This window comes from Archangium primigenium, assembly GCF_016904885.1.
Classification (GTDB): Bacteria; Myxococcota; Myxococcia; order Myxococcales; family Myxococcaceae; genus Cystobacter; species Cystobacter primigenius.
On the sequence record NZ_JADWYI010000001.1, the window covers coordinates 3,787,210 to 3,808,811 of the forward strand.

19 protein-coding genes and 3 tRNA genes are annotated in these 21,602 nt (G+C 69.2%); 13 read left to right on the plus strand and 9 right to left on the minus strand.

Annotation, left to right across the window (positions count from 1 at the left end; genetic code table 11):
* Positions 1 to 55: 55 nt before the first annotated feature.
* Positions 56 to 2,065 (minus strand): hypothetical protein, encoded by a 2,010-nt coding sequence (locus tag I3V78_RS15665; protein WP_204488743.1) that lies wholly within the window; start codon positions 2,063 to 2,065, stop codon positions 56 to 58.
* Positions 2,065 to 4,437, minus strand: coding sequence for a bifunctional metallophosphatase/5'-nucleotidase (locus I3V78_RS15670; RefSeq protein ID WP_204488744.1), 2,373 nt, complete (start codon positions 4,435 to 4,437; stop codon positions 2,065 to 2,067). Before I3V78_RS15670 ends, I3V78_RS15665 begins: the two co-directional genes overlap by 1 nt.
* Positions 4,438 to 4,557: 120 nt before the next feature.
* On the opposite strand from I3V78_RS15670, the gene I3V78_RS15675 reads away from it, so the two are divergent.
* From I3V78_RS15675 to I3V78_RS15705, 7 genes are all read left to right on the plus strand, one after another.
* Positions 4,558 to 5,232 (plus strand): NUDIX hydrolase, encoded by a 675-nt coding sequence (locus tag I3V78_RS15675; RefSeq protein ID WP_204488745.1) that lies wholly within the window; start codon positions 4,558 to 4,560, stop codon positions 5,230 to 5,232.
* 56 nt (positions 5,233 to 5,288) lie between these two features.
* Positions 5,289 to 6,683: an MFS transporter gene (locus tag I3V78_RS15680; RefSeq protein ID WP_204488746.1), complete on the plus strand. Its 1,395-nt coding sequence runs from the start codon at positions 5,289 to 5,291 to the stop codon at positions 6,681 to 6,683.
* Positions 6,684 to 6,799: 116 nt separating this feature from the next.
* On the plus strand, positions 6,800 to 8,353 hold the full coding sequence (locus tag I3V78_RS15685; RefSeq protein ID WP_204488748.1) for a hypothetical protein: 1,554 nt from the start codon (positions 6,800 to 6,802) through the stop codon (positions 8,351 to 8,353).
* A 49-nt stretch (positions 8,354 to 8,402) separates the two neighbouring features.
* Positions 8,403 to 9,146 carry an HAD family hydrolase gene (locus I3V78_RS15690; protein ID WP_204488750.1) on the plus strand — a complete coding sequence of 248 codons (744 nt, stop codon included), beginning with the start codon at positions 8,403 to 8,405 and terminating at the stop codon, positions 9,144 to 9,146.
* A gap of 146 nt (positions 9,147 to 9,292) precedes the next feature.
* Entirely contained in the window at positions 9,293 to 10,417 is a 1,125-nt protein-coding gene (gene pdhA / locus I3V78_RS15695; protein WP_204488752.1) for a pyruvate dehydrogenase (acetyl-transferring) E1 component subunit alpha, read from the plus strand.
* Between the two features lie 47 nt (positions 10,418 to 10,464).
* Positions 10,465 to 11,451, plus strand: a complete 987-nt coding sequence (locus I3V78_RS15700) for a pyruvate dehydrogenase complex E1 component subunit beta (protein WP_204488754.1) — start codon at positions 10,465 to 10,467, stop codon at positions 11,449 to 11,451.
* A gap of 7 nt (positions 11,452 to 11,458) precedes the next feature.
* Complete coding sequence (locus I3V78_RS15705; protein WP_204488756.1) at positions 11,459 to 13,066, plus strand: pyruvate dehydrogenase complex dihydrolipoamide acetyltransferase; 1,608 nt, start codon at positions 11,459 to 11,461, stop codon at positions 13,064 to 13,066.
* A gap of 51 nt (positions 13,067 to 13,117) precedes the next feature.
* Here I3V78_RS15705 and I3V78_RS15710 read toward each other — a convergent pair whose 3' ends face one another.
* On the minus strand, positions 13,118 to 13,324 hold the full coding sequence (locus I3V78_RS15710) for a hypothetical protein (RefSeq protein WP_204488758.1): 207 nt from the start codon (positions 13,322 to 13,324) through the stop codon (positions 13,118 to 13,120).
* 162 nt (positions 13,325 to 13,486) lie between these two features.
* Here I3V78_RS15710 and I3V78_RS15715 point away from each other — a divergent pair, with 162 nt between their 5' ends.
* Together I3V78_RS15715 and I3V78_RS15720 are read left to right on the plus strand one after the other, a co-directional pair.
* Positions 13,487 to 13,774, plus strand: coding sequence for a DUF2795 domain-containing protein (locus tag I3V78_RS15715; protein WP_338023601.1), 288 nt, complete (start codon positions 13,487 to 13,489; stop codon positions 13,772 to 13,774).
* A gap of 178 nt (positions 13,775 to 13,952) precedes the next feature.
* On the plus strand, positions 13,953 to 15,110 hold the full coding sequence (locus I3V78_RS15720; RefSeq protein ID WP_204488760.1) for a sensor histidine kinase: 1,158 nt from the start codon (positions 13,953 to 13,955) through the stop codon (positions 15,108 to 15,110).
* Here I3V78_RS15720 and I3V78_RS15725 read toward each other — a convergent pair.
* Entirely contained in the window at positions 15,082 to 15,672 is a 591-nt protein-coding gene (locus I3V78_RS15725; protein WP_204488762.1) for a hypothetical protein, read from the minus strand. The two genes, I3V78_RS15720 and I3V78_RS15725, sit on opposite strands and share 29 nt — an antisense overlap.
* 66 nt (positions 15,673 to 15,738) lie before the next feature.
* Here I3V78_RS15725 and I3V78_RS15730 point away from each other — a divergent pair, with 66 nt between their 5' ends.
* The gene (locus tag I3V78_RS15730) at positions 15,739 to 16,713 is read left to right on the plus strand and encodes a response regulator (RefSeq protein WP_204488764.1); all 975 of its coding nucleotides are present in this window, start codon (positions 15,739 to 15,741) and stop codon (positions 16,711 to 16,713) included.
* A gap of 99 nt (positions 16,714 to 16,812) precedes the next feature.
* On the opposite strand, the gene I3V78_RS15735 is transcribed toward I3V78_RS15730, so the two are convergent.
* The 5 genes from I3V78_RS15735 to gltX form a co-directional block, all read right to left on the minus strand.
* A tRNA-Glu gene (locus tag I3V78_RS15735) sits at positions 16,813 to 16,884 on the minus strand.
* Positions 16,885 to 16,915: 31 nt separating this feature from the next.
* Positions 16,916 to 16,987 (minus strand) — tRNA-Glu (locus I3V78_RS15740).
* A 24-nt stretch (positions 16,988 to 17,011) separates the two neighbouring features.
* Positions 17,012 to 17,082 (minus strand) — tRNA-Gln (locus tag I3V78_RS15745).
* Positions 17,083 to 17,152: 70 nt separating this feature from the next.
* On the minus strand, positions 17,153 to 17,572 hold the full coding sequence (locus I3V78_RS15750) for a hypothetical protein (RefSeq protein ID WP_204488766.1): 420 nt from the start codon (positions 17,570 to 17,572) through the stop codon (positions 17,153 to 17,155).
* A gap of 59 nt (positions 17,573 to 17,631) precedes the next feature.
* Positions 17,632 to 19,071, minus strand: coding sequence for a glutamate--tRNA ligase (gltX, locus tag I3V78_RS15755; RefSeq protein WP_204488768.1), 1,440 nt, complete (start codon positions 19,069 to 19,071; stop codon positions 17,632 to 17,634).
* A 114-nt stretch (positions 19,072 to 19,185) separates the two neighbouring features.
* On the opposite strand from gltX, the gene I3V78_RS15760 reads away from it, so the two are divergent.
* Genes I3V78_RS15760 through I3V78_RS15770 form a run of 3 tightly spaced genes read left to right on the plus strand, consistent with a single transcriptional unit; the run spans position 19,186 to position 21,598 of the window.
* Positions 19,186 to 19,764, plus strand: coding sequence for a hypothetical protein (locus tag I3V78_RS15760; RefSeq protein WP_204488770.1), 579 nt, complete (start codon positions 19,186 to 19,188; stop codon positions 19,762 to 19,764).
* Positions 19,764 to 20,669, plus strand: a complete 906-nt coding sequence (locus I3V78_RS15765) for a myxosortase-dependent metalloprotease, MXAN_2677/MXAN_2678 family (protein ID WP_204496650.1) — start codon at positions 19,764 to 19,766, stop codon at positions 20,667 to 20,669. The genes I3V78_RS15760 and I3V78_RS15765 overlap by 1 nt, the downstream gene beginning before the upstream one ends.
* Positions 20,666 to 21,598, plus strand: a complete 933-nt coding sequence (locus I3V78_RS15770; protein ID WP_338023602.1) for a myxosortase-dependent metalloprotease, MXAN_2677/MXAN_2678 family — start codon at positions 20,666 to 20,668, stop codon at positions 21,596 to 21,598. The genes I3V78_RS15765 and I3V78_RS15770 overlap by 4 nt, the downstream gene beginning before the upstream one ends.
* The last annotated feature ends 4 nt before the right edge of the window (positions 21,599 to 21,602 follow it).

A 21,602-nucleotide genomic window follows, 5' to 3' on the forward strand; every position in this document is an offset into this window, starting at 1 on the left:
CTTCCGGCGCCCCAATGAGTGGGGCGCTCACATCCGATTCACGTCTTCTCTTTGGCTACTTACACGGCTGGACGGGCTTTGGGCACTCCAAGCCCACGCCGGGGTGGCAGCACAGGTCGTCGGCGTCGCGCGGCATCACCATCCACCGGGGCCGGGCGGCCTGCACCTGGCGCAGATGACCCACCACGTCATAGGTGGCGCCGTGCAGGAAGCGGCACTGGCGGGCGCGCTCGGCGTCGGTGTCGCTCTCGTCGCAGTCCACGCGCAGATCCGGCACTGCGTCGCGCGTGATGAGCAGCATGCGGGTGTGGGTGTTGGCGGCCACGTGGCAGCGCGGCGCCTGACCCTCGGGGGTCGTCTGGGCCAGGAAGGCCACGAAGCCCCCATTGGCGCTCGTGATGACGTCCTTGCGCTGGCGCGCGGGCAGCAGCTCGTCCTGGGTGCTCGCGGTGACGGTGGTGTCCCCGAAGCGCACGTGGGCGGCCTCCTCGCACCACACGCTCACCTGGGTGCCGGTGTCGTAGCCGATGGGCGTCTTGCGCGACGCGCCGCCCGACAGCGCCACCACCTGGGTGCGCGCGGGCAGGGTGTCATCCAGGCCCGCCTCGCGGGGGCCCGGGCCCGCCATCTCCACCACGAACTGGCCGAAGCCCGTGTACTGGGTGCGCTCGGCGCACACCGTGTTGGCGTACGTCCCGGTGCCGGTGGTGCAGTCCGCGTTGCACTGGCGCTCGGCGGCGTTGGGATCCACGCCGGGGTTGGACGTGTCGCAGTTGCCCCAAATCCAGTTCCCCATCGCGTCCTTCGTCTGACAGAAGGAGGGCACGGTGGCGTCGCCGTTGAGGTCACACGTCTTGAAGACCTGGGGGAAGCGCACGCGGCGCATCTTCACGAGCCCCGACTCCAGGCTCTCCATCTTCAGGTTCTTGTTGTTGTAGCCGCACAGAATGTCGGTGATGAACGGCGAGAGCACGTTGTCCAGGAAGCAGTGGCGCAGGTTGAGCTCCACCGGCGGGTTCTTGGCCAGGTGGATCTCCCACTCGTCCTGGGGCCGCAGGCGCACGTGCTCGCGCACCGTCCACGACGGGAAGGTGAGCTGCGTGGTGGAGGTGAACTCCTGGATGGAGCCCGCGAGCGTCCACAGCAGATCCCCGGGGTAGAGGCCCTCGGGGAAGCTGTAGTTGTAGACGAACATGGAGCCGTACGTGCCGGGCAGGTAGCCGTTGGGCTCGGCCACGCGCACGCCCGAGGCCGAGGAGGTGTTCTCCGGCACGGGGCACGCGGTGATGTCGGTGACGAAGAAGCCCGAGGGGTCCGTGCCCGTGACGAGCAGCGTGACGTCCTGGTTGTCGTCGATGCCCGGACAGTCGCGCTTGAGGGCGCCACCGGCCTCCGGCATGCGGCCGATGGTGACGAACTGGTTGACGAAGGGCGAGGTGCGGTTGTCGAAGCCCTGCGGCGTCTGGATCGCCGCGAGCGAGGGCTCCTGGAAGTACATGGGCAGCGAGGCGCTGGACGCATAGCTGCGCGTCGTGGGCTCCTGGGGCAGCTTGGTGGGGTCCCCCGCGACGGCGCCGTTGATGTAGTGCAGCTTGACGGGCTCGTCGGCCACCAGCACACGCACTTCACCGAAGAGGTGCTGGGCGCGCAGCGTGCCCACGCCCACGCCCTTGGTGATCTGCACCCAGGCGTAGCCGTAGTCCCCGGCGAGTTCACCCGGGTCCATCTTGAAGCTCACCGGGCCATTGAAGTCCATGGGCTCGCCGCTCTTGCCCAGGGCGGTGACGCTCACCTGCATCTCCACCTGTCCGGTGGGAATGACGTAGCGGCAGTCCGACTTGCCGCGCTGGTCCGCGGGCACCTGCTCGAGCGTGTCGTTGTAGCGCTTGAGGCAGGTGGGCACCACGCTCAGCGGCTGCAGGGTGCCGTCGTCGGCCACCGTGGACAGCCGCTGCACGTCCACCCGGAACGCGCCCACGCCGGACAGCGGGGGGGATTCCACCGCGTAACACCCGGAGACGGCGGCCGCCGCCGTGGCGGCCAGGAGGAGCTGGGTCGTCTTCATCACTTCACCTTGCGGCCGATGCGGCCGTCCTCGGAGGCGTTGGCCAGGGGCATCTTGACCGGGTTCTCGCAGAAGCGCTTGAGCTGGCCCGTCACCGAGCCGCACTCCTGCGCTCCGGCGATCACCTCGCGGCAGTTGCAGCGGCCGGCGTACGGCCCCGGGGGCACGCCGCACGTGGCCTGGATGATCTCCGGCGTGAGCCCCTGCACCTGGCAGCGCTCGGAGGCGTTGGCCGGAGACTGGAGCAGTTGCAGGCAGGTGCACTCGCCCACCTTCTTGGCCAGGGCGTCCTGGAACTCCTGGGCCTGACGGCACACGTTGCGCAGCTGCTCGTCCACCGTCCACTTGCCGTCGCGCAGCGCGCCGCAGTGCTCGCCGGTGGCGGACGTGGTGCGGCCCGCGTTGATGTCGTCACAGGTGCAGAAGCCCTGCATGTAGCCGATGAGCGAGTCGCGCAGCGAGATGCCCGTCTCCTGGCGCGTGGTGTTGCGCTTGAGCACGTTGAAGCCCGAGCCCCCCTTGGCGATGTAGTCGTTCACCGCCACGCGGTACATGCCGTTGGGGTTGAGCGGGTTGCCGTTGATGGAGATGTCGATGGCGGGGTGGGCATAGCACCGGCTGCCGTCCACGTCCGACAGGCACTGCCAGGGCGCATGGCCCTCGCGACCCGTCTGGGGGCAGTCCTTGGCGCCCTGGCTCTGCTCGCACGCGATGCGCAGGTCGTTGATCTGCACCTGGGCGCAATCCATGGTGAAGCGCGCGCCGGAGATCTGCGCCTGACTCACGCAGCCGCGCTCGGCCGAGCGCTCGGTCACGAAGTCGAGCATCTCCTGAATCTCCGAGCCCGACAGGTTCATGATGTTGATGGTGTTCTCGAAGGGGAACACGTTGAACATGGACTCCTGGGTGACCGCGCCCGCGTAGAGGTTGTCGCGGATGCCCAGCGAGTTGGTGAGCGCCATCTCCGCCTCCACCGCGCGGCGCTTGCGCATGGAGTCCGCGGTGATGTTGCCCAGCGGCGAGTCACCGCCCGAGGAGTTGTTGCGCCGCTCGAGGTTGCGCGGCGCGTAGGAGAAGATGGACGTCAGCTGCAGCTTGAAGTCCATGCCCAGCAGGTAGGACTGCATGAGATCCGTGGTCTCGCGGTCCTCCTGGGCCTGGCACTTGGCCAGGGCCTCGCGCACGCCGGGCGCGTTGATGAACTGGCCGGGGTTCCAGTAGTTGTCCTTGTAGTAGGCGCGCATGGCGTCGTCGCACCACAGGCCGTCCACCGGGAAGGCCTTGAAGGTCTGGCTGACGACCTCGGCGCCATCCGGTCCGCGCTCCTCGGCGGTGGGCACCTTCACGATGAGGTCCAGGCGGCCCACGTACTTGGCGAACGCGCCCGAGTGCGCCAGCACCACCTTGCGGCCGCTCGGGTCGCTCAGCTGCTGCGGCGGGTTGAGCACCACGTGCAGGTGACCGCCGAGGATGACGTCCAGGCCGGACACGCCGGGGATGAGCACCTTGACCACCGCCTTGGGCTGGCCCGCGAGCGCGGGATCCGCCCACTCCAGGATCTGCCAGGGCTCCTGGGCGCGCTCGATGAAGGGCTTGGCGCGCTCGTACTCGTAGAAGGCCTCGTAGCCGCGGATGAGATCCTGGTCCTCGTGCAGGCCCAGGTGGCTGACGACGACGATCAGGTCCACCACCGGGCGCAGCATCTGCACGTAGGCGCGCGCCACCTCGTTCTGCTCCAGGGGCGTGGCCTGCAGCGAGTTGCCGCCCTCCACGAGGGAGTTGAGCGAGGAGATGTTGGCCATGCCGATGATGCCCACGCGCAGGCCCTGCATGTTGCGGATGACGTAGGGCACGCTGTTGAGCAGCGCCTGCTTGTTGCCGGGATCCTTCGGGCTGTCCCAGGCGTAGTTGGCCGCCATGAGCGGGAAGCTCGCGAAGTCGCGCGCCTTCTGCACGAAGTTGCCCAGGCCCGCGTCGAACTCGTGGTTGCCGATCACCGCCGCGTCCAGGTACATGCGCGACAGGAACTTGAACTCGGCCTCGCCACTGAAGAGGTTGAAGATGGGCGCGCCCTGGAAGCAGTCACCCGAGTCCAGGTGCATCACGCGCTCGGAGCGCTTGCGCTCGCGCTTGAGGATGGCGCCCATGCGCGTGGCGCCGCCGAACGGGCCCGCCTCCGGCACGATCCCCAGGTCCGTGTCCGTCTTCAACGGCGAGAAGTCGTAGGGGATGAGGCGCGAGTGGATGTCCGAGGTGTGCAGCAGCGTGAGGCGGACTTCCTGCCCCGACAGGTCGATGTCATTGCCCTCCATGACGGGCATGCACGAAGCACAGAGCAGGACGGAGAGAAGTCCGGGCAGGAGGCGTCGCATTCGAGGGGGCGATCCAGGGGCAGTGAGGAATTTGACTGCTACAAGACGGCGCAAGGTACGGGATCCTCTGGGGGTGGGCAAGCAACGCCCCGACGTCGATTCATCGCTCAAGGAGCAGGCATGCGTACGGACACGGGGAGCGCGGTCACGGATATCGAGATCATCGAGGATTTCTCCTCGACGGCGCGGTGCGACGAGGGCTTCCTGCGCCTCAAGCGCTTGCGCTGCCGCAACCGGCGCGCGGACGGCTCGACGTCGGAGGTGTACCGGGTGGACGTGGTGGATCGCCCGCGCCTGGACGCGGTGGCGGTGGTGGTGTTTCGGCGCGGTGCGTCGGGCCTGGAGGTGCTCACGCGGATGAACCTGCGGCCCGCCGCGTACTTCCGGCGTGACAAGCCGATGGTGCTCCCGGACGGTGCGTCCTACCTGCGGGTGGAGGAGATCGTCGCGGGGCTGCTCGAGCCCGAGGATCGCGGCGAGGCGGGCCTGCGCCACCGCGCGGCCGAGGAGGTGCGCGAGGAGGCGGGCTACGTCGTGCGGCCCGAGGACGTCCGGCTGCTCGGCGCGGGCTTCTTCGTGGCGCCGGGCATCCTGTCGGAGAAGGTGTTTCCCGCGGCGGTGGACGTGACGGGCCTCGTGCCCGAGCCGCCCTCGGGGGATGGCTCGCCGCTGGAGGAGGGCGGGGACGTGCGGTGGCGGCCGTTCGGCGAGTTGCTCGCGCTGTGCCGCGCGGGCCAGGTGCCCGATGCGAAGACGGAGCTGTGTCTGCTGCGGCTCCTGGCCGAGCAGGCGTGAATCGGGGGGCGGGTGATTGGCGGCGGGGCGCCAAGACGGATAGGGTGCCTCACGACATGCACCTCGCTGCTCCTTCGTCCTTGCCCCCGCGGCCGGAGTACTCGCGGGCCTTCCGCCTGCGCCGCGCCCAGAACTGGCTCACCCTGGGCACCATGTACGCGGCCATGTACATGGGCCGCTACAACTTCTCCTTCGCCAACGCGACGCTGTCGGGGAAGTACGGGTGGAGCAAGACGCAGGTGGGCGCCATCATCAGCGCCGCCACGCTCATCTACGGCATCTCGGCCATCTTCAACGGCCCCTTCGCCGACCGCATCGGGGGGCGCCGCGCCATGCTGCTGGGCGCCGTGGGCGCGGTGGTGTTCAACCTGGCCTTCGGGTTGGGGGCGTACCTGGGCTTCCTCGGCACGGGCACGGTGCTGCTCGGCTACCTGGCCACGGTCTGGTCGCTGAACATGTACTTCCAGTCGTACTCGGCCCTGGCGCTCATCAAGGTGAACTCGGGCTGGTTCCACATCAGCGAGCGCGGCGTGTTCTCCGCCATCTTCGGCTCGATGATCCAGGGCGGCCGGGCGCTCATCTTCCTCATCGCGCCCTTCCTGGTGGCCACGCTGCCCTGGCAGTTCGTCTTCTTCGTGCCCGCGCTGGTGATGACGACCCTGGGCGTGCTCACCTTCCTGTGGGTGCGCGACGCGCCGGACGAGGCGGGCCTGCCCGCGCTGGACACGGCGGATGCCTCCAGCGGGTACACGGGCAAGGTGGACCTGTCCTACGTGGCGCGCGTGGTGTTCACCAACCCCGTGACCCTCACCATCGCGGCGGCCGAGTTCTGCACGGGCTTCGTGCGCCACGGCTTCGAGCAGTGGTTCCCGCGCTACATGCAGGAGGCGCAGAAGCTGCCGCTGGACAGCCCCGTGTTCCAGAAGGGCGCCTTTGGCGTGGTGGTCGCGGGCATCGCGGGCGCGTTCTCCGCGGGCTTCCTGTCCGACCTGCTCTTCAAGGCGCGTCGGCCGCCCGTGGCCTTCATCGGCTACGTGCTGCAGGTGGTGTGCATGGCCATCATCTGGAAGGCGCCGAGCCTGGAGCTGGTGATCGCCGCCTTCGTGGTGAACTCGTTCTCCATCAGCATCGTGCACTCCATGCTCTCGGGCACCTCGTCCATGGACTTCGGCGGCAAGAAGGCCGCGGCCACCGCCGCGGGCATGTTCGACGGCATGCAGTACGTGGGCGGCTCGGTGGTGGGCGTGGGCATGGGCTGGCTGCTGGAGAACTTCGGCTGGGGCGCCTGGGGCCCGAGCATGATCGGCTTCTCCGCGGTGGGCGGCGTGCTGATGCTCTTCCTGTGGAACGCCCGCCCCAAGGCGCACGGGGCCCCGGCGGCGCCCGTGGAGTCCCTGACCCCGGGCGGTACCTCCTCGCCGCCCTCGTCCCGCACGGGCACCGGCGGCTAGGCGCGAAAAGGTTGCGCCACCAAACGAGCGCCCGGGCCCCGGACAACGTCCGCTGCAGGGCGTCGCGGACCGAGGGCCACTAGGGTGTGACGGAGTCGTGACGTAGACTCCTCCGCGTGTCCCCGGCATCTTCTCCCTTGCTGCAGAACCGGTTGGAAGTGCACGACCGGAAGCAGTTCGAGCTCAAGCTCGAGTACCAGCCCTCGGGTAGCGACGCCGAGACGCGCTATCTCGTGGAGACGTACGTCTTCCTGCCGGCGAGTCTGAACATCGACGCGGAGACGTACCCGCGCGCGAACTTCTACGCGGACATCCACAACTACGTGCGCTTCAAGACACCGGTGATGAGCCTGGAGGAGCTGCAGTTCTCCGACGGCTCGCCGCTGGTGCGGCTGGAGAAGGCGCTGCGCGCGGGGACCGAGAGCGAGGCCGCGCTCATCCACCAGGCGAAGCTGCTGTCGTGTGTCTTCCGCGGCGTGCTGCGGCGCTTCGCCCGGGACGTGGAGTCACGGTGCGAGGACGGTCACGTGTCCTCGAACTGCGCGGCCATGGAGCGTGAGGCGGTGGCGACGCGCGAGGGCGTGCGGCGGATCCTGGACCGCTTCCGGGTCTGGGCGCGCGAGGTGCAACGGCGGCGGCTGCAGGACAAGACGTGCGCCTCCATCCGGCTGGTGGACGAGTACCTCAGCCTCACGGTGGAGCAGTTCCTGCGCAAGGCCGTGGCGGACATGGCCGCGCTGCCACGCGCGGGACTGTCCTTCGAGCTGCGCAAGGAGTTGATGGACGAGGTGCTGCGCGAGGAGCAGTACCGGCGTGCCCACGCGCTGCGCTCGGTCATCAGCCCCACGGGGGACAACGAGGAGTACCTGCACCGCTTCGGCTTCCTCAAGAAGTTCTGCATGAACATCCTCTTCCTGTCGGCGCGCCGGGCCCAGAAGCGCCAGGGCTGGGAAGAGGTGCTCTTCGCGCTCGCCGCGGGCGTGGCCATGACGTTCGCCTCGGTGGTGGCCTTCTGGGCGCAGGTGCGCTTCACCGAGGCGAGCCTCAACTTCTTCCTCATCATGATCGGCGGCTACATGATGAAGGACCGCATCAAGGAAGGCATGCGGCGCATGTTCAGCCAGGTGGCGGCGCGGCACCTCTATGATCGCATGGCGCGCATCGTGGAGCCGGTGTCGGGCAAGTGCCTGGGGGTCTGCGAGGAGAAGGTGGACTACGGGCGCGCGGTGCGGGTGCCCGAGGAACTCGTGGCGCTGCGCTTCCGGGACGATCTCATCACCGCGTCCCAGGGCGAACTGTCCGAGACGGTGCTGCGCTACCAGAAGCAGGTGGTGCTGGACGTGAAGCTGCTGCCGCGCACCGAGCGGGGCGTGAGCGGCATCACCGACATCATCCGCATCAACGTGGGCCGCTTCCTGCGCGACATGGACGAGCCGGAGTACGCGCTGGAGTACGTGGACCTGGAGGACTTCTCCGTGGGCCGGGTGCGGGGCACCAAGAGCTACCAGGTGGACCTGGCCTTCCGGTTCACCGTCCAGGAGGCGGGCGAGGAGCGGGTGTCGTTGCACCTCGCGCGGCTGGTGCTGGACCGCAATGGCATCAAGCGCATGGTGCGCTTGTACCCCGAGGAGCAGCCTCCTCGGCCCCAGCCCCTCCGATCGGCCGCCTGAGGGAGCGAATTCCCGAACGCCGCCAGGCCATGTGCCCTATAGAGGGCCCATGGTCTCCGACTTCAAGAGCAGGGTGGGCGAGGGCTGGCGCCTCGCGTTGCGCGAGGTGCTGGAGCGGGCACGCGCGCTCGGCCCGCGGGCGGTGCTCGCCTTCGATCTGGACTCCACGCTCTTCGACAACCGGCCCCGGCAGGCGCGCATCCTGCGCGAGTTCGGCGTCTCCGTGTCGCAACAGGCCCTGGGCCTGTGCGAGCCGCGCCACTGGGACAGCGGCTTCGACATGCGGGGGGCCATGCGCAACTGCGGCCTGTCCGAGCCGGAGGTGGAGGCGCACTTCGCGGCGGCCCGGACCTTCTGGCTCGAGCGCTTCTTCACGAGCGACTACTGCGTGGACGACACGGTCGTTCCCGGCGCCGCGGCCTTCACCCGCGCGGTGGTGGAGGCGGGCGCGCACCTCGTCTACGTGACGGGCCGCCACGAGGGCATGCGCGCGGGCACCGAGTCCTGCATGCGCCGCCATGGGCTGGCCGTGCCCGACGACGCGCGTGTCCACCTGCTCATGAAGCCCCGCCCGGAGGATGACGACGATGCCTTCAAGCGCGAGGCCCATGCGCGCCTGGGCTCGTGGGGCACGCTCATCGCCGCCTTCGACAACGAGCCCACGCACGTCAACGACTACGCGCGGCGCTTCCCCGACGCGCGGGTCATCCACCTCGCCACGGACCATTCGGGTCGGCCCGTGCCGCTGCTGGAGACCATCGTTTCGGTCCCGCATTTCGACCCCGACGCTTGACGCGGTGCGGCTGAACCCGGATTGTCCGCGTAGTTTGTTCTACGGGCAGACAAAAGCCCTTGCAGTCCCCTTGCCGCGCGCTATGTGAGGCGCTTGGCGTTTTCCGTCCCGGATGGGGGCGGTCTCAACTGTACGGAGGAGTGGCGGTGGCCAGCGCTTACTCGAAAGACCTGCTGTTGACGATGTACCGGAAGATGTACCTCATGCGCCGCTTCGAGGAGCGCACCCAGCAGCAGTACGGCTTGGGGAAGATCGCCGGATTCTGCCACCTCTACATCGGGCAGGAGGCGGTGGCGGTCGGCGTCAACGAGGCGGTTCGCCCCGACGACTACATGCTCTCGGGCTACCGCGATCACGCCCAGCCGCTCGCGCGCGGCTCGCACGCCGGCATGATCATGGCGGAGCTCTTCGGCCGCACGGGCGGCTACAGCAAGGGCAAGGGCGGCTCGATGCACATCTTCGACATCGAGCATCACTTCTACGGCGGCTACGGCATCGTGGGCGGGCAGATTCCGCTCGCCGCGGGCATGGCGTTCGCCAGCCGCTACCGCAACGAGGACCGCATCACCGTGTGCTACTTCGGTGACGCCGCGGCCAACCAGGGCGCCTTCCACGAGACGCTCAACATGGCGGTGAAGTGGAAGCTGCCCGTGCTCTACATCTGCGAGAACAACCGCTACGGCATGGGCACGGCCATCGCGCGCGTGTCCGCGGTGCCGGAGATCCACAAGCGTGGCGCCGGCTACAACATGCGCCACGAGGCCGTGGACGGCATGGACGCGCTCAAGGTGTACGAGGCGGTGAAGGACGCGGCCGCCTACATCCGCGCCGGCAACGGCCCGGTGCTCATGGAGGCCAACACCTACCGCTTCCGCGGCCACTCGGTGGTGGACCCCGCCACCTACCGCTCCAAGCAGGAGGTGGAGGACGAGCGCAAGAACGACCCGATCCCCCGGCTCATGCACTACGCCCTCAAGGAGGGCCTGGCCAAGGAGTCGGACTTCGAGGCCATCGAGAACGAGATCAAGGAGCAGGTGGACGAGGCGGTGAAGTTCGCCGACGAGTCGCCCGAGCCGAGCCTCGACGAGCTGTGGCGCGACACCATCGTGGAGGAGGGCGAGGAGGACGTTCGCCCCCGCGCGCGCGTGCTGGGCGAGAAGGTGGACAACTGGCCCTCGTACCCCTCGGGCAAGGACCTCAAGGTGACGTGGGACCTGGAGCCGCGCGAGCAGGCGGAGAAGGCCGACAAGGCCGCCGGTCTCAAGAGCTAGTCGTCCCGCTGTTTGACTGAACCCTTTCGCATTTCGGAGCCAACACCATGGCCGAGTTGATGTACCGCGAGGCGCTCAATCAAGCGCTCGCCGAGGAGATGGAGCGCGACGCCAACGTCTTCCTCATTGGTGAGGAAGTGGGTCGCTATCAGGGCGCCTTCAAGGTGTCCCAGGGGCTGTTGGACAAGTTCGGCAGCGCGCGCATCATCGACGCGCCCATCTCCGAGCTGGGCTTCACGGGCCTGGGCGTGGGCGCGGCCATGGTCGGCCTGCGTCCGGTGGTGGAGATGATGACGTGGAACTTCGCCATCCTGGCGATGGACCAGATCGTCAACAACGCGGCCAAGCTGCGGCACATGTCGGGCGGCCAGCTGCGCTGCCCCATCGTGTTCCGCGGCCCGGGCGGCGCCGGTGGCCGTCTGTCCAGCCAGCACAGCCAGGCGCTGGAGTCCACCTACGCCCACTTCCCGGGCCTCAAGGTGATCGCCCCCGCCACCCCGGCGGACGCCAAGGGCCTGCTCAAGGCCGCCATCCGCGACGACAACCCCGTCGTCATGTTCGAGGGCGAGCGCCTCTACGCCATCAAGGGCGAGGTGCCCGAGGGCGAGCACGTCATTCCGCTGGGCAAGGCGGACGTGAAGCGCGAGGGCAAGGACGTCACCCTCATCACCTGGTCGCGCATGTACTACTTCTGCGAGGAGGCCGCCAAGCAGCTGGAGTCCGAGGGCATCTCCGTGGAGATCCTCGACCTGCGCACGCTGCGGCCCCTGGACGAGGAGGCCATCCTCGCCTCGGTGCGCAAGACCAACCGCGCCGTCATCGTGGAGGAGGGCTGGCCGCTGGCGGGCGTGGGAGCCCAGGTGGTGGACATCATCCAGTCCAAGGCCTTCGATGACCTCGACGCGCCCGTGGTGCGCGTGACCGGCCTCGACGTGAACATGTCCTACGCGGCCAACTTGGAGAACGCGATCCAGCCGGACGCGCCCAAGATCATCGCCGCCGTGAAGAAGGTCCTCTACCGCGAGGGAGCCTGAGACCCGTATGGCTACGCCCATCCAGATGCCCTCCCTGTCTCCGACGATGAAGGAGGGCAAGATCGTCAAGTGGCTCAAGAAGGAGGGCGACAAGGTCTCCTCCGGCGAAGCGATCGCCGAGTGCGAGACCGACAAGTCGAACCTCGAGATCGAGGCCTACGATGACGGCATCCTGCTGAAGATCCTCGTCGCCGAGGGCGAGATGGCCACCGTGGGTGCGCCCATCGCCATGCTCGGCGAGAAGGGTGAGAAGGCCGAGGCCCCCAAGGCCGAGAAGAAGGCCGAGACGCCCAAGGCCGAGCCCAAGAAGGCCGAGGCCCCCAAGGCCGAGCCCAAGAAGGACGAGAAGAAGCCCGAGTCGGCTCCCGCCGCGTCCGGAGGGGGCGAGGGCATCGCCATCGCCATGCCGTCGATGTCGCCCACGATGACCGAGGGCAAGATCGTCAAGTGGCTCAAGAAGGAGGGGGACAAGATCTCCTCCGGCGAGGCGATCGCCGAGGTGGAGACGGACAAGTCCAACCTCGAGGTCGAGGCCTACGACGACGGTGTGCTCGCGCGCATCGTGGTGAAGGAAGGCGAGACGGCCAAGGTGGGCGCGCCCATCGCGTACCTGGCGGGCAAGGGTGGGGCGAAGCCGGCCCCGGCCGCCGAGTCCAAGGCGCCCGCCGAGTCCAAGTCCGCCGCGCCCAAGCCGGCCGCCGCCGCCACCGAGGCCCCCAAGGCCAAGGAGCCGGTGTCCACGCCCGGTGGCCGTCTGCGCGTCAGTCCGCTGGCACGCAGGATCGCCCAGGAGAAGGGGCTCGACCTGTCGCGCATCCAGGGCTCGGGTCCGCTGGGTCGCATCGTCAAGCGGGACGTCGAGTCGGCCCGCGCGGAGGCCCCCAAGGCCGCCGCCGCGTCCAAGCCGACCGCCGCCGCCGCGGCTCCGGGCACGCGTCCCGAGCCGAAGTCCGTGCCCGTCTCCACCATGCGCAAGGTCATCAGCCAGCGCATGGCCGAGGTGAAGCCCGGAGTGCCCCACTTCTACCTGTCGGTGGACGTGGAGATGGACGCCGCGCTGAAGATCCGCGAGGAGGCCAAGGCCGTCGAGTCCAAGGTCTCGGTCAACGACATCATCGTGAAGGCGTCGGCGATGGCGCTGCGCCGCTACCCGAAGATGAACGTGGCGCTCAATGGCGACGCCATCCTGCACTTCGAGTCGGTGGACGTCGGCATCGCGGTGGCGATCGAGGACGGGCTCATCACGCCCATCATCCGCGACGCGGACAAGAAGGGCCTGTCGGCCATCTCCGCCGAGGCACGGGACCTGGCCGAGCGGGCGCGCAAGCGGGCCCTCAAGCCGGCGGAGTACACGGGCGGCTCGCTGACGGTGTCCAACCTGGGCATGTACGGCATCGACTCGTTCATCGCCGTCATCAACCCGCCCCAGGCCGCGATCCTCGCGGTGGGCTCCGTGGCCGACAAGGTCGTGGTGCGCGACGGGCAGATGGTCATCCGCAAGGTGATGACGGTGACGCTCTCGGGCGACCACCGCGTCATCGACGGGGCCATCGGCGCCGAGTACCTGCGGGAGCTCCGGGCGCTGCTCGAGCACCCGATGCGGTTGCTGTTCTAGCGTTGTCCGGGCGGGCCGCCTTCATGGGCGGCCCGCCAGGGGCACGGGGGCCTACTCACGCGTCTTCTGCGCGTCCTCGACGTCGTGCTCCAGCTTGCGCTGGGCCTCGGTGACGTCGGCCTGTTCCGCGCGCCGGGTGCCGGTGGGGAGCTCCTCCTCCTTGTCCTCCGAGCGGCCCTTGATGCCGGGCCACGGCTCGGGGCGGGTGGCCTCCACGTGCTCGATGTTCTCCGAATAGCCCGGGCTCTTCTTCGCCATGTCTTCCTCCGCGTGCGGTGTGGGAGTGCCCGCATAGAATGGGGCCGACGAGGCCTGGCACCAGTGGGGGCGGGCGAGAGCATCGAGCGACCGGCCGCCCGCCTGGTCAAAAGGGCCGGAGAAGAACGCGCCTCGCGCAGGTGAATGGATTAACTTCAGACCGTGAGCGACGACGATATGAAACCCTTCTCTCCAGAGGCGCAGGGGTCGGAGAACGACGCGGCGCTGACCCAGGCCCTGCAGGGGGCCGTGTTCCCTCTGTCCTGTCGTCAACTCGTCTGGCTGGCCCGGGAGAACGACGCGCCGGCGCCCCTGTTGTCGCGGTTGAGCGCGTTGGGCCAGGGCTCGTTCGGCTCGGTGGCCGCGGTGCGCGGAGCCCTGGAACCCCAGGGACGCGGGACGGCGGAGCGCACCGTGGATTCACGGCCTTCCTCCTCTTCCCCTCGCTGAGCTTTTCCCAGGTAGGCTGGACACCGGACAGGGTGCTGCCCCCCGAGGCCCGTGCACCGTTGGACCGTGAAACACGGCCCATGGGGTTTGGCGCGCGACGTGGTATCTCTTGGGGCGTGGGCGCAGTGGGTTGGAAGGGTGGGTGTGTGCCGGTCGGCCTGGCCCAGAGAGGAACTCCATGAATCCGTCTGACCTCCCCGCCGTCCTCTATGTCGACGACGACGCGCTCAACTTGAGGGTGTTCGAGGCGAACTTCGGCCAGAAGTTCCGCATCTTCCGCTGCTCGACCCCCGCCGAAGCCCTGACGCTGCTGGAGCAGAAGCGCAGTGAGATTGGCGTCATCCTGTCGGACCAGCGCATGCCGGGCATGACGGGTGTGGAGCTGCTGGAGCGCGCGCGCACGCTGGCGCCGGACGCCAAGCGCATGCTCGTCACGGCCTACTCCGACATGCAGGCGGTGATCGACGCGGTGAACCGGGGTCAGGTCAGCCGCTACTTCGTCAAGCCGTGGGACCGGGCCGAGGTGCTCGCCGCGCTCGAGGACGGGCTGCGCATCGCGCGGCTGGAGCTGCGCATCCGCGAGGTGGAAGGGCGGATGATGAAGGCCGAGCGTCTGGCCACGCTGGGCCAGGTGACGACCGGCATCGCGCACGAGCTGATGGGCCCGGTGGGCTACCTGTCCCAGAACGTGGCCTCGCTGCGCCGGGATCTCGAGTGCGTGGTGCAGTACGCCTCCAAGCACCTGGCGACGGACCCCTCGCCCGAGGTAGCGAGCGTGCTGGAGGACCTGCCCTCGCTGCTGACGGACCTGGCGTCGGGCGCGGACCACCTGCGGGGCGTGGCGCTGGGCCTGCGCGCCCAGGCGCGGGGCGAGGACATGGAGAACTCGGCGGACGTGGCCGAGGTGGTGTCGTTCGCGGTGAAGCTGGCGCGCGCCGAGGTGCGCGACCGCGCCCGCATCACCACCATGGGCGAGCCGGTGAAGGTGGCCTTCGGTCCGGTGAAGTTGTGCCAGGTGCTGCTCAACCTCATCGTCAACGCGGCGCAGGCCATGGAAGGCACGGGCCGGCCGGGGCGCATCGAGGTGCGCTGGTCGTCGCGTGAGCAGGACGTGTTGCTCACGGTGACGGACAACGGCTGCGGCATCGCGACGGAGCTCCAGGAGAAGGTCTTCCAGCCGCTCTTCACCACCAAGCCGGTGGGCATTGGCACGGGCCTGGGCCTGTCCATCTGCAAGGAGCTGGTGGTGCAGTCCGGGGGCGTCATGCGCCTGTCGTCGACGCAGGGCACGGGGACCGAGGTGGAGCTCACTCTCCGGCGAGCCCCGCCCCCCTGAGCCCGAAGGCGTTGTGCAGCAGGCGCCACACGCGCACCAACGCCTCGTCTTCCCGGGGGCCGATGTGATCCACCACCACCTCGCGCCGGGTGTGTGACTCGCCCTCGCGCCACACCACCACCAGCGCGCGGTGCCCCGAGGCCCGCTCCACCACCTCCACGGCGGTGACACTGTCGAAGGGCACCCACTCGCGGCGCGTGGCCCCCGGGGCCCACCGCAGCCGCTCCAGGCGGAGCCGCTCGGAGCGGAAGTGCAGCACGAAGCGCCGACGGCCCAGGTGGGCCTCCAGGCGCAGGGCCACGCCCACCAGCGCGCCCGCGCCCAGCCCCAACACGAGGGGGACGAGCGACGCCGCGGAATCCCTACCTCCTCCCATCAATGCCGCCAGGGCCCCCACCGCGAGCACGGCGGCCAGGGCCATGAGCAGGGGGGGGCCTTGCCGCTGCCAGGCGGAGGGCGTCCGGGAGACTCCGAGCAGGCGGCCAGGCTCGTAGTTCAGCCAGACGTCTCCCAGCCGACGCGGAGCGGGGTTCTCTTCCAGGGCTTCCGTGAAGCTCGCCACGTCTCCAACATAAGTCCCTCTCGGCGCTGCTCGAAGTCCGTTGCGAGCTGTGCGATTCTCCTGCGCATGGACCTCCCCTTCGAGACGGACGAGGGCAGCACGAGTGAGGGGCGTGGCGGAACCCTCGCCTCGACCGTGCTGGTCGTGGATGACGAGCCCGTGGTGCGGGACGTGTGCGCGCGCCTGTTGGCGCGTGAGGCGGACTTGGTGGTGAGCCTGGCCGAGGACGCCGAGCAGGCGATGGAGATGCTGCGCGGGCAGCGCTTCGACGTGCTCATCACCGACAAGAACCTGCCGGGCATGGGTGGCGTGGAGCTGATCGCCGAGGCGCGTGCGCTCCAGCCCTCGCTGGAGGCGGTGATGATCACCGGCTACTCCAGCTCGGAGTCGGTGATCGCCGCCTTCGCCGCGGGCGCGAGCGATTACATCCTCAAGCCCTTCGAGGACTTGCGGCTGGTGCGGGCCAAGGTGCGCGCCGCGCTGGAGCGCCGCGCGGGCCGCATCCAGGGCCGTGAGCAGGCGCGCCGCGTGGCGCGTGAGGCGGCGGAGCTGCTGCAAGCCGGCGGACAGGCCTCGCCCACGGCCCGCCAGCAAATGGAGGCCCAGCTCCGGGCCTACGAGCTCGCCAGCCGCGTGGCCCCAGGAGGGCAGGTGGCGGTGGTGGGCAGCAACTCGGCCTTGCGCACCCTGCTGGACGAGGGGCTGGAGGCCGTGCCGCTGCCGCCCGACTCCCCCGCGCTGTTGGGCGCGGCCGTGGTGGTGCTGGAGACGGGCTCCCCGGGCTGGTGGGAGATCGCCGAGCGCCTGCAGTCGGCGTCGTCGGACTTAGTGTTGCTGGCGGGCCCGAACGCGGACCTGGCGGACCTGTTGGACGCCATCACGCTGCGCCTGGAGCTGGTGGGCTTTGGCTCCTCGTCGCCGCGGGCGCTGCCGGAGCGGGTGCGCACGCTGTTGATGCGCCGCAACCTCCAGCGGGCCCAGACCAACCTCGCCTCGGCGCTGACGGCCTTCCGCGAGAGCCTCGGCAACAGCGGCCGCTGACGTGGGGAGGGGAGGAGCGGGTCCGCCCGCTGCCTCCCTCGGGCGGAGCCCGCAAAAGCGAAACGCCCGCTTCTCAAGAGAGAAGCGGGCGTTCCGGTGTGACCCTGCCGGGATTCGAACCCGAGTTTGAGCCGTGAGAGGGCTCCGTCCTAACCGCTAGACGACAGGGCCTGACTGCGGCGCTGCGGTACTGGTACTACAGTGACCCTGCCGGGATTCGAACCCGAGTTTGAGCCGTGAGAGGGCTCCGTCCTAACCGCTAGACGACAGGGCCGGTCTGACACCGGGGTACGACGAGCTGGGGAACTAGGATTCGAACCTAGATAAGCAGAGTCAGAGTCTGCTGTCCTGCCGTTAGACGATTCCCCAAGACCGCTGTGCTGCCTCTCCCTACCGCAACCACCTGCCCACTTCAACTACCTTTTTTCCTACCGCCCGTCTACCGCGACTTCTTCCCGGGCTTCGCTTCCGGCTTCTTCACCGGCTTACTACCACCGGGCACCGACTGCAGGGGAACAACATAGACGCGAACCTCATCATTCGCCTCGTAGATGTTCAGCCCCTCGAAATTCTTCCCCGAGGGGTTGCTGATATGGACCGCCTTCACGCCCGGCTGGTTGATGATCGCCCGCCGAGGATACGAACCCGCCGGGTAGACCGTCTTGTAATACTCCAGCGTCTTCTCGAAGTCGCCCGGTGCCCGATACCTGTTCTCGCCGACCTTCTGCGAGCCATCGGGCAGTTGCGCTCCGCTGACCACCTCCGCCGCCGCCACTACCGTCCACAGGGCCGCCGCAACCGCCCCGAACGGGCGCGCCTTATAGAAAAGGCCCTTCAGGCTGTCAAGCACTCGTGTCATCGGCCCGGAACAATAGGGCCCGGGCGGAGTGGTGTCCACTCCAACCTGGGCCCCGCCCGTCACGGCCGGGAGAGCGCGGCGTCCAGGCGGTGGAGCGACTCCTCGCGGCCGAGCAGCTCCAGCGTCTCGCCGATGCCGGGGCTCACCGTGCCGCCGGTGACGGCCACGCGCACCGGCTGGGCCACCTTGCCCATGCCCACCGCGGCCTGCTCGCTGACCTTCTTCACCACCTCGTCCAGCGCCGTGGCGGTCCACTCGGGCAGCGCGGCGGCCTGCTCGCGCACCTGGGTGAGCAGGGGCTTGGACTCGGCCGTTAGGTGCTTGGCCGCGGCCTTCTCCTCCAGCGTCACGCCGTGCTGGAAGTACTTGAGCGCCATGTCGGCCATCTCCTGCTGCGTCTTGGCGCGCTCGCGGAAGGCGAGCACCACGCGCTCGAGCCGCGGATCGCCCGGCTTGATCTGCACCCCCTTGGCCACGAGGAAGTCGGCCAGGGTGGAGGCCACCACCGCGGGGGCCAGCAGCTTGAGCCATTGCTGGTTGAGCCACTGCAGCTTCTCCGGGTTCCACACACCGGACGTCGTGCCCACGTGGTCGAAGTCGAACCACTCGATCATCTGCTCGCGCGAGATGACCTCGTCGTTGCCGTGGCTCCAGCCCAGGCGCACCACGAAGTTGAGCAGGGCCTCGGGCAGGATGCCGTGGCGCTTGTGCAGCATCACGTCCGCCTCGGGGTGCTTGCGCTTGGACAGCTTCTCGCGGTCCGGGCCGAGGATGAGCGGGAAGTGGGCGAACTCGGGCGGCTTCCAGCCCAGGGCCTGGTAGAGCATCAGCTGGGGGAAGGTGGAGTTGACGTGCTCCTGGCCCCGGCCCACCAGGGTGATGTCCATGGTGTGGTCGTCGATGACGCAGCCGTAGTTGTAGAGCGGGATGCCGTCCGCGCGCAGCATCACCCAGTCATCCAGGTCCGAGTAGGCCTTGGTGATGGGACCCAGCGCCTTGTCGTCGAACGTCACCTCGCCCTCCTGGGAGGGCATCTTGAAGCGGATGACGGAGGTGCGGCCCGGCGGCGGCTCCTTGAGCTCGCGGCAGGTGCCCTCGTACTTGTAGGTCCCGGGCTTGCCCGTGGCCTTCTCCACGGCGGCGCGGCGCGCGTCGATCTCCTCGCGCGTGCAGTAGCAGCGGTAGGCCTTGCCCTCGGCGATGAGCTGATCGGCGTACTTCTTGTAGAGGTCCAGGCGCTGGGTCTGGAAGTAGGGCGCGGCGGGCCCCTCCTTGCCCGGGCCCTCGTCCCAGTCGATGCCCAGCCACATGAGCCCGTCGAGGATGGCCTTGACGGACTCGGGCGTGGAGCGCTCCTGGTCCGTGTCCTCGACGCGCAGGATGAACACGCCACCGTGGCGCTTCGCGTAGAGGTAGTTGAACAGGGCGGTGCGAGCGCCCCCGATGTGCAGGTAGCCGGTCGGGGACGGGGCGAATCGGACACGAGGAGCGGAGGCCATAGGTCGGAAGGGCGCGGATAGCAGGAGCGGGCTTGTGTGGTCAACGAACGGCCGGGTTCTCCGTCCCGCTTCCCGGGCCAATGCATTAAACTGACGCACCTCGAGGGCCTTCGCATGACACTGTCCACGTCGCTTCGCGTGTTGCTCCTGGCTGTCCTCCTGCCCTGTGGGCCAGCGGGCGCCACCACCCTGTTGCGTGCCGAACTGCCCGAGCTCGCCCAGTCCTCCGACGCCATCGTGCACGGCACGGTGCGCCGGGTGGAGAGCCGTTGGAGCGGGGACGGGCGCCGCATCGTCACCGACGTGGAGATCCAGGTGACCGAGTCGCTCAAGGGTCAGCCGGGCGCGACGGTGCTCGTCACGCAGCCCGGGGGGCGGGTGGGGGACATTGGCCAGCGGGTCAGTGGGCTCGCCACGTTCACGCCAGGCGAGGAGGTGGTCGTCTTCCTCGCGCGGCAGGGCGCCGATGCCTTCCGGGTGTCCGGGATGGCGCAGGGCAAGTACAAGGTCCAGCCCCCCGAGGGGGGACGCAAGGCCCAGGCCGTGCCGGAGTCCCTGGGGGACACGCTCGTCCTCGACCCGGCCACCCAGGAGCCCGTGGAGGCCCCGGCCCGGAGCCTGCCGCTCGCGGAGCTCAAGGCGGCCATCCGCGCGGCGCTCGTGTCTCCGGCGACCCAGGAGAAGAGGCCGTGATGATCTCCGCCCTGGTGCTCGCGCTCGCGCTCGGTCAGAGCGACCCGTACGTCCGCAGCCGCGTGACGGCGAGTGACTCGCAATCCCAGTGCCTCTTCTGGACGGTGCCCACCATCCCCTGGCAGCTGAGCAGCGTGGGCAACCCCCAGAGCACCGACGCCCAGCGGCAGGCGGAGTTCCAGGCCATCCGCGCGTCCGTGAAGAGCTGGCAGGACGTGTTCGACGGTTGCGGCAACCTGGGCTTCGCCGAGGGGCCGCTCGTGGACGATCGCAAGGTGGGCTACGTGCTCAAGGGGGACAACCGCAACCTCTTCCTCTTCCGGTCGCGGCGGTGCGCCGACGTGGCGCCCTCGACCGATGCGTGCTGGCGCGACGAGACGTGCGGCAATGCCTACGACTGCTGGGACAGCGACGAGCGCACCATCGCCCTCACGCTCACCACCTATGACGAGAAGTCCGGCATCATCTACGACTCGGACATCCAGCTGAACGCCAGCGGCTTCACCTTCACCACCGTGGATGCGCCGGTGTGCGTCCAGCCGGGCGCCACCCAGCGCAACTGCGTGGCCACCGACGTGCAGAACACCATGACGCACGAGCTCGGCCACCTGCTCGGGTTGGATCACACCCTGGCCAGCGGCTCCGTCATGTACCCCCGCGCCCCCTCGGGGGAGATCTCCAAGCGCACCATCGACGCGGGCTCGCGCGACTTCGTGTGCGGCGCCTACCCCAAGGGCGGCGCCAGCCAGAGCTGCTTCACGACCCCGGTCAGCACGCCCAGCGCCGTCGTGCTCGGCCCGGTCTCCTCGGGATGCGCCAGCACCGGCGCCGCCCCCGGGTGGCTCGCGCTGGGCGCCGGGGGGCTGCTCCTGGGACGTCGTCGGCGGGGAGGCCTTCGCTCGTGACGCGGCGCCTCGCATGGGCTCCGCTCGCGGTGCTCGCCCTGGCCTCGTCCGGGGCGGAGGCCCAGGACTACCGGCGCACCCTGGTGCCTGGCCGACCCTTCTGTGTCGTCTGGCCCGGCCGGGAGTTCCTCTACCGATTGGATCCCGCCGGCAGCGCGCGCACCCCGGGGGACTCCGAGTTCGCCGCCATCGATGCCGCCGTGGCCTCCTGGCGCGCGGTGTCCAACACCTGCAGCGACTACGTCTTCACCCGCGGCCCGGACCTGCCGAATCCCCAGGTGGGCTACGACAAGGACGGCGGGCCCAACGACAACGTCATCACCTTCCGCGAGCGGGACTGCAACGATGCCGTGCCTCCTGGAGACCCCTGCCTCGAGGCCGACACCTGCGCCAACGACTACGGCTGCTGGGAGCACGGCAACGCCACCATCGGGCTCACCACCACCACGTTCAGCTTCCGCACGGGCTACATCCTCGACGCCGACATCGAGCTCAACGCGTCCGGGACGGGCAGGGGCTACGAGTTCACCACCGCCGACTCGCCGCTGTGCGACAGCGTGCGCACCACCGCGTGCGTGGGCATGGACCTGCAGAACACGGTGACGCACGAGCTCGGCCATGTGGTGGGCCTCGACCACGTGCCCGAGGTTCCCGGCTCCACCATGGAGCCCACCGCGCACCCGGGCGAGACGAGCAAACGCATCATCGACGTGGGCAGCGCCGCGGGGTTCTGTGATGCGTACCCCCGGGGCCTGCCCCCCGTCCAATGCGGCGAGAATCCGCAACTGGGCCGCGGCTTCCAGGCGGTGACCAAGGGGGTGGCCAACGGATGCGGCGCGGGGCCCGGCGTCCTGCTGCCCCTGGCCTCGGGGCTGACGGTGGTGGCCTGGCGTCGACGGCGCCAGGGCTCCGGCGCGCCGCGTGGGTGAGGAG

Coding starts and splice junctions, on each gene's coding strand:
- I3V78_RS15665 (WP_204488743.1), bottom strand. CDS start 2,065: ATGAAGACGACCCAGCTCCTCCTGGCCGCCACGGCGGCGGCCGCCGTC.
- I3V78_RS15670 (WP_204488744.1), bottom strand. CDS start 4,437: ATGCGACGCCTCCTGCCCGGACTTCTCTCCGTCCTGCTCTGTGCTTCG.
- I3V78_RS15675 (WP_204488745.1), top strand. CDS start 4,558: ATGCGTACGGACACGGGGAGCGCGGTCACGGATATCGAGATCATCGAG.
- I3V78_RS15680 (WP_204488746.1), top strand. CDS start 5,289: ATGCACCTCGCTGCTCCTTCGTCCTTGCCCCCGCGGCCGGAGTACTCG.
- I3V78_RS15690 (WP_204488750.1), top strand. CDS start 8,403: ATGGTCTCCGACTTCAAGAGCAGGGTGGGCGAGGGCTGGCGCCTCGCG.
- I3V78_RS15700 (WP_204488754.1), top strand. CDS start 10,465: ATGGCCGAGTTGATGTACCGCGAGGCGCTCAATCAAGCGCTCGCCGAG.
- I3V78_RS15705 (WP_204488756.1), top strand. CDS start 11,459: ATGGCTACGCCCATCCAGATGCCCTCCCTGTCTCCGACGATGAAGGAG.
- I3V78_RS15710 (WP_204488758.1), bottom strand. CDS start 13,324: ATGGCGAAGAAGAGCCCGGGCTATTCGGAGAACATCGAGCACGTGGAG.
- I3V78_RS15720 (WP_204488760.1), top strand. CDS start 13,953: ATGAATCCGTCTGACCTCCCCGCCGTCCTCTATGTCGACGACGACGCG.
- I3V78_RS15730 (WP_204488764.1), top strand. CDS start 15,739: ATGGACCTCCCCTTCGAGACGGACGAGGGCAGCACGAGTGAGGGGCGT.
- I3V78_RS15750 (WP_204488766.1), bottom strand. CDS start 17,572: ATGACACGAGTGCTTGACAGCCTGAAGGGCCTTTTCTATAAGGCGCGC.
- gltX (WP_204488768.1), bottom strand. CDS start 19,071: ATGGCCTCCGCTCCTCGTGTCCGATTCGCCCCGTCCCCGACCGGCTAC.
- I3V78_RS15760 (WP_204488770.1), top strand. CDS start 19,186: ATGACACTGTCCACGTCGCTTCGCGTGTTGCTCCTGGCTGTCCTCCTG.
- I3V78_RS15765 (WP_204496650.1), top strand. CDS start 19,764: ATGATCTCCGCCCTGGTGCTCGCGCTCGCGCTCGGTCAGAGCGACCCG.